The organism is Streptomyces sp. S6, from assembly GCF_054880855.1.
Window position 1 is genome coordinate 1 of record NZ_JBTYMC010000221.1, and the last position, 11,493, is coordinate 11,493.

Consider the following 11,493-nt stretch of genomic DNA (forward strand, 5'->3'; position numbering starts at 1 on the left):
TCGTCCTCGCGGCCCGGCGGCCACCCGACGGCCACACCGCCGGGGCGGTCCGCCCGCCACCCGGCGTCGAGCCACGGCTCTCGCGCGACCCCACGGCCTGGGCGCTCGCCGTCTACTTCGGCCTCCAGGCGAGCGTCGCCTACATCATCATCGGCTGGCTGCCCCAGATCTACCGGGACGCCGGACTCTCCCCCGGCACCGCGGGGCTGCTGTTCTCCGTCTCCTCCCTGCTCGGCGTACCCCTGTCGTTCGCCCTGTCGGCGGCGGCGGATCGCGTGCGCAATCAGAGCGGACTCGCCGTCGCGACCGGCGTCTGCGGCTTCGCCGGGTTCACCGGGCTCTTCTTCGACGCGTCCACCGCCCCCTGGCTCTGGGCGATCCTGCTGGGCATCGCCAACTGCTCCTTCCCGCTGGCCCTGGCGATGATCGGCATGCGTGGCCGGGACAGCGCCTCGGCGGCCCGGCTGTCCGGATTCGTGCAGAGCCGCGGCTACGCCCTCTCCATTCCGGGTTCACTCGTGGTCGGGGTTCTCTACGACCGTTCCGGCGGCTGGCGGCTGCCTATCGCCTTTGTTCTGCTGCTGACCCTGTTGCAGATGATGGCCGCCGTTCCGGCCGGCCGGAACCGCCGAATCGGCTGACCCGCACCACATTCCCTGCGCAATTCCGCAGAAACGCTTTACGGCAGTAGCATTCACCAAGACTTGGCCATAGCATCCGAATATCGCCCTCAATAGCCTCGCAAAGAGTCTCTGGGATTCCGCGCACTGCCGGATCCGACTCGCGAAGGCAGCCCCCGCACCGGCCGGCGATTACCGAAGTTCTTTCAGCGGATGAAGGATTTCCCCCCATGAGCAAAGAAATTGTCCCCAGTTCCCCCAGTTCCCGTAGCGCCCTCTCGGAGATTTCGAGCCTCCCCGCCCTGCTCCGTGAACAGGCGAGAGCCACCCCCGACCGTATCGCCGCCGTGCACGAGCGGCAGAGCCTCACGTTCGCCGAGCTGGTCCGGCGGAGCGAGCGGGTGGGAGCCATACTGCGGCAGGAAGGAGTGGACCGGGACAGCCGGGTGGGCGTGTTCATGGAGCCCTCGCTCGACCTGCTGACCGCGGTCTGGGGAATTCTCTGGGCCGGCGGAAGTTATGTGCCACTGTCCCCGGAATACCCGGAGGACCGGATCTCGTACATGCTGTCGGACGCCGGCGTGGACGTCACCCTCACCCAGGAACCCCTGCGGCCCGCTCTCCAGGAATTGGCGCCCGCCGGACTCACTTCTCTCACTCTCGACGAGATATTCGAGGCGGCGGAGCAGCATCCCCAGGTGGCTGTCATGCCGGAGCCCGGTATCGAGCCCGGAGATCTCGCGTACGTCATCTACACCTCGGGCAGCACCGGAAAGCCGAAGGGGGTGATGATCGAGCACCGGAGCATCGTCGGCCAGATGCGCTGGCTGCACGACGAATGCGGAATCGACGAAAACGAAACGGTCCTCCAGAAAACTCCGATGAGTTTCGACGCCGCGCAGTGGGAATTGCTCGCGCCGGCCTGCGGCAGCACCGTCGTCATGGGCGCTCCCGGTGTCTACCGCGACCCCGAGGCGATCATCGCCACCATCGAGCGGCACGAAGTGACCACGCTGCAATGCGTCCCCACCCTGCTCCAGGCGCTCCTGGACACCGAGAAGTTCGACACCTGCCGCTCCCTGCGCCGCATCTTCAGCGGCGGTGAGGCGCTCTCCCGCAGCCTGGCCGCCCAGTGCCTGGACACCATGCCGGCCGCCCGCCTGGTCAACCTCTACGGCCCCACCGAGTGCACCATCAACGCCACGTCCTTCACGGTGGACGGCGCGGCGCTGGCGGACGGCCCGCTCGTCATGCCGATCGGCAGCGCGGTGCGGGACACCACCCTGCACATCCTCGACGCGGACGGCGAGCCGGTCCCGGCCGGCGAGGTCGGCGAACTGCACATCGGCGGCGCCCAGGTGGCCCGCGGCTACCTCGGACGCCCGGACCTGACCGCCGACCGGTTCGTGGACGACCCCTTCTCGGAGGTACCGGGCGCCCGCCTCTACCGGACCGGTGACCTCGCCCACCTCAACGCCGACGGCACCGTGCAGTTCGTGGGCCGCGCCGACAACCAGGTCAAGCTGCGCGGCTACCGGGTCGAGCTGGACGAGATCCGCCAGACCATCGAGGCCCACGACTGGGTCCGCTCCTCCGCCGTCCTGCTGCACGACGACGCCGCCACCGGCTTCCAGAACCTCGTCGCCTTCGTGGAACTGAACCCGAGGGAAGCCGCCCTGATGGACCAGGGCAACCACGGCTCCCACCACCAGTCCAAGCAGAGCCGCCTCCAGGTCAGGGCCCAGCTGTCGCATCCCGGCCTGCGCGACGAGGCCGACCTCGCCGGCCGGCCGTCCCTCGACCTGCCCGGCGCCGAGGCCACCCCCGAGCAGCGCGCCCTGGCCTTCTCCCGCAAGACGTACCGCTTCTACGAGGGCGGCGCGGTCACCCGGGACGACATCCTGCACGTCCTCGGCCCGCGCACCCGCCCGCAGCGGCCCGCCCGCGCCTCGGACCTGATCGGCCGCGACGAACTCGGCACGATCCTGCGGAACTTCGGCGCCCACCTCAGCGACCAGCGGCTCCTGCCCAAGTACGCCTACGCCTCGCCCGGCTCCCTGTACGCCACTCAGCTGTACGTCGAGATCGGCGCCGGCCACGACCTCCCGGCGGGCCTGCACTACTACCACCCGCTCCAGCACCGGCTGATCCTCGTCGACGCCGCTCCCCAGCTCCCGGCCGGCCAGACGCGGCTGCACCTCCTCGGCAAGCACGGCGCCATCGAACCGGTCTACCGCAACAACATCCGCGAAGTGCTGGAGATCGAAGCGGGCCACATGGTCGGCCTCTTCGAGGAGGTGCTGCCGGCGCACGGCCTGTGCATCGCCGCCGCCGCCCACCGGCCCGCCGTCAAGGACCGTCTCGACTGCGCTGCGGACGACCACTACCTGGGCAGCTTCGACCTGCGCGCGGCCCGGCCCGGCGACACGGGCGACGCCGAGGCCCTCGACCTCTACGTCCAGACGCACTCCACCCGGGTCGACGGCCTGCCGCCGGGCCAGTACCGCTACGACGGGACCGGCCTCACCCGGGTGAGCGACGACGTGATCCTGAAGAAGCACGTCATCGCCATCAACCAGCGGGTCTACGAGCGTTCCGGCTTCGGCGTCAGCATGGTCGCCACCTCCCCCGAACCCTGGCGGCACTACCTCGACCTGGGCCGGGGCCTCCAGCGCCTCCAGATGAACGACCTCCACCTGGGCTTCATGTCCTCGGGCTACAGCTCCAAGTCCGGTGACGACCTGCCGTCCGCCAAGCGGCTGGGCCGCATCCTCGCCGACTGCGAACTGCCGTACGGCCCCTCCTACTTCTGCGTCGGCGGGCAGGTCAGCGACGCGCAGTGGCGCGGCGAGGACATGAAGGAGGACGTGGTCCACATGCAGGGCCCGGCCGAGCTGATCAAGGAGGACCTCACCGGCCTGCTCCCCCGTTACATGCTGCCCAACCGGATCGTCGTCCTGGACCGGCTGCCGCAGACCGCCAACGGCAAGATCGACCTCAAGGCGCTGCAAGCCACGCAGGAGAGCGAACTGGCGGTCGGCGAGCGCACCTTCGTCGCTCCCCGGGGGCCGCTGGAGCGCCGCATCCGCGATGTCTGGCAGGCGGTGCTCAAGCGGGACCAGGTCTCCGTCGTCGACGACTTCTTCGAGCTGGGCGGCAACTCCCTGCTCGCGGTGGCCCTGGTCAGCCGCCTCAACGCGGACTTCGGCGGCGGGATACCGCTCCAGATCCTGTTCGAGGCGCCCACCGTGGAGAAGCTCGCAGCCCACCTGAAGGCCGCCTCGCCGCAGCCCGCCTCCCGTCTGGTGCCGCTCCAGCCGGAAGGCCGGGGCACCCCGCTGTACTGCTGGCCCGGCCTCGGCGGCTACCCGATGAACCTCCGCCCGCTGGCCGCCGCCCTGGGCACCGAGCGGCCCGTGTACGGGATCCAGGCCCACGGCATCAACCCGGGCGAAGCCCCCTACGACGACGTCGCCGCGATGGCCGCCGCCGATGTCGCGGCGCTGCGGGAGATCCAGCCGCACGGCCCCTACCTGCTGTGCGGGTACTCCTTCGGCGCCCGCGTCGCCTTCGAGGCCGCCCGTCGGCTGGAGGAGCAGGGGGAGCGCGTCGAGCACCTCTTCCTGGTGGCCCCCGGCATGCCGAAGCTGCGGCCCGAGGACGCCGCCGGCGCCAGTGGCCGGGCCGACTTCACCGACCGCGCCTTCCTCGCGCTGCTGTTCTCCGTGTTCGCCGGCACGCTCACCGGTCCGCGCCTGGAGCAGTGCCTGGACACCGTCACCGACGAGGACGGCTTCGTCGCCTTCGTCACCACGCACTTCCCCGGCCTCGGCGGGGGCCTGGTGCGTGCCGTCACCGACATCGTGCGGCGCACCTACTCCCTGACCTACGACTTCGAGGAGCTGCGCGGACGCCGGCTGCGGACCCCGGTGACGCTGGTCAAGGCCGCCGACGACAACTACTCCTTCATCGAGGGCGAGGCCGGCTGGTCCGCGTCCCCGCCGGCCGTCCGCCCGCTGCGGGCCGGCCACTACGAACTGCTGCGCGAGCCGCACGTCGCCGAGCTCGCCGAGGTCCTCACCGACCGCCTGACCGCCGCCCGCGTCCCGATCCCGGAGGCCACCGTGCCGCACATCAACATCAAGCACTTCCCGGTGTCGATCACCGAGGAGAAGGAGCGGGAGCTGATCGCCGCCCTCACCGCCGCCGTGAGCAACGCGTTCGGCTGCGCGGAGGACGTCGTCTCCATCGCGCTGGAGCCCGTCGCCGAGAACCTGTGGAACGAGCGGGTGTACGTCCCCGAGATCGTCGGCCGGCAGGAGCTGCTGAGCAAGACGCCCACCTACTGACCGCCGTCCGCTTCCACCGTTTAAGGACCCTCCCATGACGATCCCCGCCCCCCGGCGCTCCCCGGTGCCCCTGGTGTTCACCGACGAGGTGGCCGCCGCGCTCGCCGCCGGCGACCCCGTGGTCGCGCTGGAGTCGAACGTCATCACCCACGGCCTGCCCTACCCCGACAACGCGGCCACCGCCCGCAAGGTGGAGGACGCCGTCCGGGCCGGCGGCGCCGTGCCCGCGACGATCGGCATCGACGCCGGCCGCATCCTGGTCGGGATGACCGACGCCGACATCGAGCGCTTCGCCACCGCCCCCGGCATCCCGAAGGTCAGCAGCCGGGACCTGGCGGCCGTCCTGGCCTCGGGTCTGCCCGGCGCCACCACCGTCGCCTCCTCGCTGGTCGCCGCGGAACTCGCCGGCATCCCCTTCTTCTCCTCCGCCGGCATCGGCGGTGTCCACCGGGGCGCCGACACCACGATGGACATCTCCTCCGACCTGATCCAGTTCACCCGCTCCAAGGTCGCGGTGGTCTGCGCCGGGGCGAAGAAGATCCTCGACCTCGGTCTGACCCTGGAGTTCCTGGAGACCCACTGCGTCCCCGTGATCGCCCACGGCTCGGACGACTTCCCCGCCTTCTACTGCCGCTCCAGCGGCCTGCGCGCACCGCAGCGCCTGGACGACCCGGACCTGATCGCCCGCGCCGTCGACACCCACTGGGCGCTCGGCAACCCCGGCGGCGTCCTCATCACCAGCCCGACCCGGCCGCAGGACGCCATCGACGAACAGGACGTCGAGGCGGCCATCACCGACGCCCTGCGCGGCGCGGAGGCGGACGGGGTGCGCGGCGGCGCCGTCACCAAGTACGTCATGCGGGCGGTGGACCGGGCCACCGAAGGGCGCTCCGCCCGCGCCAACATGGCCGTCCTCATCCACACCGCCGAGGTCGGCGGCCGGCTCGCGGCGGCCCACGCCCGGCTGCGGCGGGAGGAGAACCGGTGAGCGCCGCCCCCGCCGAACAGACCCTGACGACGACCGACCGCACGACGGTGGAGAACCCGACGATGACCACGATGACCCCAGCCCCCGTCCGTGTCGCGATGTTCGACCTCGACGGCACCCTCGCCGACTCGCCCCGGGCGATCGTGGACGCGTTCACCGCCGCCTTCGAGGCGATGGGCCTCACGCCCCCGGACGCCGCGGACATCCGCGCCACCATCGGCCTCCCGCTCCAGCGGGCGTGGGCGAACCTGCTGGGGGTGGAACTGGAGGACCCCTCGGTCACCGAGGGCGTGGCCCGCTACCAGGAGGCGTTCCGTACCGTCGTCCTGCCCCGCGCCCGCTCGCTGGTCTTCCCCGGCGTCCCCGAGGGGCTCGCCGAACTGCGCCGCCAGGGGATCGTGGTGACGGTGGCCACCAGCAAGTTCCACGCGAGCGCCGACGCCCTGCTCACCGCGGCCGGTCTGCGCGAGCACATCACCACGCTGGTCGGCGCCGACGACGTCACCCGCCCCAAGCCGGACCCCGAGTCGGGCCTGCTCATCCTCGGCCGGCACGACGCCCTGCCGGAGCACGCCGTCATGGTCGGCGACACCACCCACGACCTGAAGATGGCCTCGGCGGCCGGTATGGCCTCCGTGGCGGTCACCTACGGCGTGCACGAGCGGGCGCTGCTGGAGTCGGCGTCGCCGACGCACATCGCCGACACCTTCCCGCAGGCCGTGGAGCAGATCCTCGCCACCCTCCCGGCCGACGACCGCACCGTCACCGACCTCCTGGACGACACCACCCACCACATCGAGTTCAACGGCCACCTCACCAACCACGTCAAGCACGCGGTCGTCGCCCTCGACGGCCTCGGCGTGGACCCCCGGCGGATCGTGGCCTACCACGACAACTACATCGCCCTGACCCCGTACGGCTGCCGGGTGGAGCCGGCCCGGTCCCCCCAGCACGTCGTCGACGACGCCAACTGGCTCGAACTCCTCGGCAAGCGCCGCGACTTCGCCGCCTACAGCGCGTTCTTCGACCGGCGGGAGAAGGAACTGGGGATGCCGGCCCTGCTGCGGACCTACGTCCCGCGCCTGCTCGCCGGGTGGGCCGGAGCGCTCCAGCACGCGACCATCCACCTGGGCTGGGGTCTGGACGCGGGCAACCGCCGGATGACCATCGAGGGCCTCGCCTACCTGGCGTTCGCCTACGTCGACTGCCACCCCGAGCGTGTCCCGTCCTCCCCGGCACCGGACACCGGCAGCCCTCTCGACTCGCTGATGAGGATCGCGCGGTACTGGCAGGAGCGGCCCGAAACCGGCGCCGCGATCGAGAGTCTCTTCGACGGCACGACCGACGGCATCCACCCCGAGCTGCTGCGCTCCGGACTCCAGTACCGCATCGCCCGCATGCTCGGCGAGGGCCACCCGCTGATGTCCGAGGCGCAGTCCTGGGCCGCCGAGCAGGACCCCGACCTCAGCTGGGACCAGCTCGCCCACCTCGTCACCGTCCTCTACCTGACCGAACCCGGTGACTTCCTCCTGCTCCACCTGATCACCGCCCTGCACGCGATGCGGCACATCGCGGACGCCCTCCCCGCCGAGGAGCGCCGGCAGGCCGTCGCGTGCTACTGGACCGGCGTCCTCGGTGTGCTGTTCTCCCGGGCCCACTTCGTGACGCCCGCCAAGCTGGCGGCGATCGACGGCCTCTTCTCGACCGCCCTGGACGACGTGGACGACCCGCGCTGGGCCCGCGAGTGGGACTGGCACATCGCGCGCGCCGTCGAGGAGGAAGAGGAGCACAACGCCAAGCTCGTCTACGTGATGCGCGAGCTGTGGCGGGGTTCGGGCGGCAGGTCGGTGTACCGCGTCGCCGCCGGCCAGTTCACCGCGACCCCGGAACTCCCCGTCACCTTCGACGAGCCCCCGGTCGACTGACGGCCACTCCGCACCCCCACGACTCGCCCTCACCGAGGAGCCTTCGATGACTATCCTGACCCACCCCGGAACCGCGATCGCCCCCCACCTCGACGAGGCGGTCCATCTCCTCCCGCAGACCGACCAGTTGCGCGCCCTGCACACGATCGTCCGGGACCGCGACGCCCGCCGTGAGGACTTCGTCTTCTACACCGGCCGGATCATCCGCCTGCTGACCGAGGCGGCCCTGAACCTCCTGCCGTTCGAACCGCACGACGTCACCACCCCTGTCGGCCGCACCTACCGGGGTCTGCGCTTCGCCGACAAGCTGGTCGGTGTGCCGATCGTGCGCGCCGGGGAGAGCATGGAGGCGGAACTGCGCGCCGTCGTCCCCGGCATCAGGATCGGCAAGATCCTCATCCAGCGTGACAGGACGACCAAGCTGCCGAGCCTGTACTACACGGCCTTCCCCGAGGACATCGCCACCCGTCAGGTCCTCCTCCTCGACCCGATGCTCGCCACCGGCGGCACCGCGCTGGCCGCCATCGACACCCTGCGCGAACTGGGCGTGCCGGAGCGGAACATCGTCTTCGTCACCTTCATCACCTGCCCCGAGGGCATCGCCGCCGTGCGCGAACGCCATCCCGGCGTACGGATCGTGACCTCCGCGATCGAGGAGCGGCTCAACGAGAACGCCTACATGCTGCCGGGCATCGGAGACTTCGGGGACCGCTACTTCGGCACGGACCGTCCGCGGCAGCCGTGAAGTTCCGGGGCGGCGGCGGGGGCGCTTTGTGCGCACGTCCGGGCGGAATTGCGCCTTCCGCGCCTCACCGTAAAACCGCTGGGACGGGCATGCGAGGATTCGGACAACAGTGCGGGCGCTCTGAACACCCGTACAGAGCGCACCGCCTGATTCCCGCATACCTCATGGAGTCATACGTGACCCAGCCTTCCCGGCGCGCACGCGTCCTGTCGCGTCTCGCCACCTCGGCGACCGCCGTCGTCCTGGTCGGCGCCACCGCCGGCACCGCTCTGGCCGACACCACCGCGGCCGTGCCGCACAAACCCACCCCCGCCGCGCCGTTCTTCTTCCTCTCCGGGGTCCTGCCGTCGGGCCAGAGGTACGTCTGGATGCCGAACGGGAAGGGCGGCTTCGACGAGCGGTCGGGCGTCGGTGTCTGGCCGCACCTCAGGATCGAGGCGCCGGTCGACCCCGACCTGACCGGCTACCAGGACGGCGCGTACCACGTCATGGACGACGGCACGCTGAACCTGTGGCGCGGCGGCCGCCTCAAGAAGGTGGCCACCGGCTGGAGCCGGTACGACGTCGTCCTCTCCCCCGGCACCCTGGGCGGCGCCCGCCACCCCGACCTGCTGGCCCGCGACAAGCAGGGCGTCCTGTGGCGCTTCCAGACCAAGGCGGACGGCACACCGGCACCGCGCGTCGAGGTCGGCACCGGCTGGAACCAATACACCCAGATCACCGGCCAGGGCGACCTGACCGGTGACGGCAAGCCGGACATCGTCGCCCGCGACAAGCAGGGTGTCCTGTGGCTGTACAAGGGCACGGGCAACCCGCGGAAACCGTTCGCACCCCGCCTGAAACTGGGTCCCGGCTGGAACCAGTACAACAAACTGGTGGCCACGGGTGACGTCGACCAGGACGGCCACAGCGACCTCCTCACCCGCGACCCCAAGGGCAACCTGTGGCTCCACAAGGGAACAGGCAAGCCGACCGCCCCCTTCAAACCCCGCGTCAAACTCGGCACCGGCTTCAACCAGTACCGCGACCTCTACTGACGCGGGTACCGATACGAGCCCTCACCCTCGGCGCACGCTGAGCAGTGGCCCGGGTTGTCCGGGCCGCTGTCCCCGCGCCTGCGGGGGTAGGCCGTAGCGATACGCCCCGGAGACATCAATCAGATACGTGATCACTCGAAGGCCTCGCGTCGCGCGCACTTCTCCGCGTCATACGCCGCCGCAGCCTGCTCGAACTCTCCACGCGCACCCCGCGCGGCCGGCTTCTCCGCAGCCTCCAGCCACTTGATCCGCGCCACGTAGTCCCGAAGGGCCGCGTTGACATCCGACTTCCCGCAGTGCCCGACTTGGCCGGAATCGGCGTCCAGAATCTGTCCGGACGATCACGAAATAGTCATCTCGCCAAGGTCATCCGGACCCTCAACTCACCCGACCCACCAGCGAAGTTGCTGGTCAGAAGGTTTCTCCTCGCGTAGCGCGTAGTGGGGCGGGTGGGACTCGAACCCACGGCCGACGGATTATGAGTCCGCTGCTCTAACCGGCTGAGCTACCGCCCCATAGCGGCGTGTCGCGTACAAGTGTGCGCGCCGTCTGCCGCAGCATAGCCGGTCATACGATCTCCCGCTCCGGATGGTCGGCTTCGCACGGCTGCTGACCTCGCCTTCGTGTCCAGGAGGACCGCGCGGAGGGCCGCGTGGTTCCGCCGGACATGAAAAAGGACCCCAACGGGGTCCTCGTTCAGCGCTCCCCCGACTGGACTCGAACCAGTAACCTGCCGGTTAACAGCCGGCTGCTCTGCCAATTGAGCTACGGAGGATCGAGCTCCCCCGACTGGACTCGAACCAGTAACCTGCCGGTTAACAGCCGGCTGCTCTGCCAATTGAGCTACGGAGGAATGCTCTCGATCGCATCGAACGTCGCCACCTGGGTACTTGCCAGGGGGCGCTTGCTCGCTGCGACACATACATTAGCGCAAGCAGGGGGGTGCTTCGCCAATCGGTATCCCCGCCGACCGCAGCACCTACAGGACCGACATCAGGGAAGGGCCGCCGTCATGCGCTACCGGCTGACGTTCGCCGCCGGGCTCGCCGTGGGTTACGTCCTCGGCACCCGTGCCGGACGCGAACGCTACGAGCAGTTGAAGAAATCCGCCCGCCGGGTCGCCCAGAACCCCGCGGTCCGCAACACGGCCGAGTCGGCGGCACAGCAGGGCCGCCAGTTCGCGGGCCGCACCTTCGAGAAGGTCAGCACCCGCTTCCCCGACTCGGTGGCCACCCGAGTCCGCACCCTCCGCGACCGCACCACAGCGGGAGGCGAGGACGACGACTGGGGCACGAGCAACACATAACGGGGCGTCCCTCCCAAACGCCGCTACACGCAACCCACCTCAGGGGCGCGGGACGGTGACACATGCGGCTCCGCCGCGCGGGCGCGACCAGCCACAACGCAACCCGCACCCGAAAGACCCCATGAGCCCCCACAACCTCACCGGCCCGAGCCAGCGCAGCGCTACGGCAGAATTTGCTCCATGGGGATAGTCGCCGGGCTGGACAGTGCGCCCGATTTCACTCGCATCGTCGTCTGTGACACGGACACGGGCGCCGTACTCAGGCAGGGCTACGCCCCGCACCCGGTGGACAGCCCGGAGGGCACCACGCGGCCGAGCGACGTCGACCCGCAGACATGGCTGCTGTCCCTCGGCGAGGCGGCGGGCGGCGGGCTGCTGGAGGGCGTGCAGGCGATCGGCGTGAGCGCCCAGCAGAACGCGGTGATCCCCCTGGACGCCCAGGGCAACACGGTGCGTCCGGCGATGACCGGCGGCGACAAGCGCGCGCAGGTCGCCGCGGCCGACCTGGTGGACGCGCTGGGCG

At 70.6% G+C, this 11,493-nt stretch carries 8 protein-coding genes and 3 tRNA genes; 8 read left to right on the forward strand and 3 right to left on the reverse strand.

Annotation, left to right across the window (positions count from 1 at the left end; translation table 11 throughout):
* The 6 genes from ACVNF4_RS25295 to ACVNF4_RS25320 form a co-directional block, all read left to right on the forward strand.
* Positions 1 to 641 (forward strand): MFS transporter (locus ACVNF4_RS25295; RefSeq protein WP_461805176.1); only part of this gene is annotated, 641 nt, incomplete at its 5' end.
* 209 nt (positions 642 to 850) lie between these two features.
* On the forward strand, positions 851 to 4,969 hold the full coding sequence (locus ACVNF4_RS25300; protein ID WP_461805177.1) for an amino acid adenylation domain-containing protein: 4,119 nt from the start codon (positions 851 to 853) through the stop codon (positions 4,967 to 4,969).
* A 34-nt stretch (positions 4,970 to 5,003) separates the two neighbouring features.
* Entirely contained in the window at positions 5,004 to 5,957 is a 954-nt protein-coding gene (locus ACVNF4_RS25305) for a pseudouridine-5'-phosphate glycosidase (RefSeq protein WP_461805178.1), read from the forward strand.
* A complete protein-coding gene (locus tag ACVNF4_RS25310) occupies positions 5,954 to 7,882 on the forward strand; it encodes an HAD-IA family hydrolase (protein ID WP_461805179.1) in 1,929 nt (642 codons plus the stop codon). Before ACVNF4_RS25305 ends, ACVNF4_RS25310 begins: the two co-directional genes overlap by 4 nt.
* Before the next feature lie 46 nt (positions 7,883 to 7,928).
* Positions 7,929 to 8,627, forward strand: coding sequence for a uracil phosphoribosyltransferase (gene upp, locus ACVNF4_RS25315; RefSeq protein ID WP_461805180.1), 699 nt, complete (start codon positions 7,929 to 7,931; stop codon positions 8,625 to 8,627).
* Positions 8,628 to 8,803: 176 nt separating this feature from the next.
* Positions 8,804 to 9,664, forward strand: coding sequence for an FG-GAP repeat domain-containing protein (locus ACVNF4_RS25320; protein WP_461805181.1), 861 nt, complete (start codon positions 8,804 to 8,806; stop codon positions 9,662 to 9,664).
* 441 nt (positions 9,665 to 10,105) lie between these two features.
* Here ACVNF4_RS25320 and ACVNF4_RS25325 read toward each other — a convergent pair.
* From ACVNF4_RS25325 to ACVNF4_RS25335, 3 genes are all read right to left on the reverse strand, one after another.
* Positions 10,106 to 10,179, reverse strand: a tRNA-Ile gene (locus ACVNF4_RS25325).
* Between the two features lie 187 nt (positions 10,180 to 10,366).
* Positions 10,367 to 10,439 (reverse strand) — tRNA-Asn (locus ACVNF4_RS25330).
* A 5-nt stretch (positions 10,440 to 10,444) separates the two neighbouring features.
* Positions 10,445 to 10,517: transfer RNA gene (locus ACVNF4_RS25335), tRNA-Asn, on the reverse strand.
* Between the two features lie 159 nt (positions 10,518 to 10,676).
* Between ACVNF4_RS25335 and ACVNF4_RS25340 the strand changes: the two genes are divergently transcribed.
* Together ACVNF4_RS25340 and ACVNF4_RS25345 are read left to right on the forward strand one after the other, a co-directional pair.
* A complete protein-coding gene (locus ACVNF4_RS25340) occupies positions 10,677 to 10,970 on the forward strand; it encodes a YtxH domain-containing protein (protein WP_461805182.1) in 294 nt (97 codons plus the stop codon).
* Between the two features lie 180 nt (positions 10,971 to 11,150).
* On the forward strand, positions 11,151 to 11,493 hold a 343-nt coding region (locus ACVNF4_RS25345; protein WP_461805183.1), incomplete at its 3' end, for an FGGY family carbohydrate kinase.

Bases quoted from the DNA above. Each gene is read 5' to 3' on its own strand.
- ACVNF4_RS25300 (WP_461805177.1), top strand. From the start codon at position 851: ATGAGCAAAGAAATTGTCCCCAGTTCCCCCAGTTCCCGTAGCGCCCTC.
- ACVNF4_RS25305 (WP_461805178.1), top strand. From the start codon at position 5,004: ATGACGATCCCCGCCCCCCGGCGCTCCCCGGTGCCCCTGGTGTTCACC.
- upp (WP_461805180.1), top strand. From the start codon at position 7,929: ATGACTATCCTGACCCACCCCGGAACCGCGATCGCCCCCCACCTCGAC.
- ACVNF4_RS25340 (WP_461805182.1), top strand. From the start codon at position 10,677: ATGCGCTACCGGCTGACGTTCGCCGCCGGGCTCGCCGTGGGTTACGTC.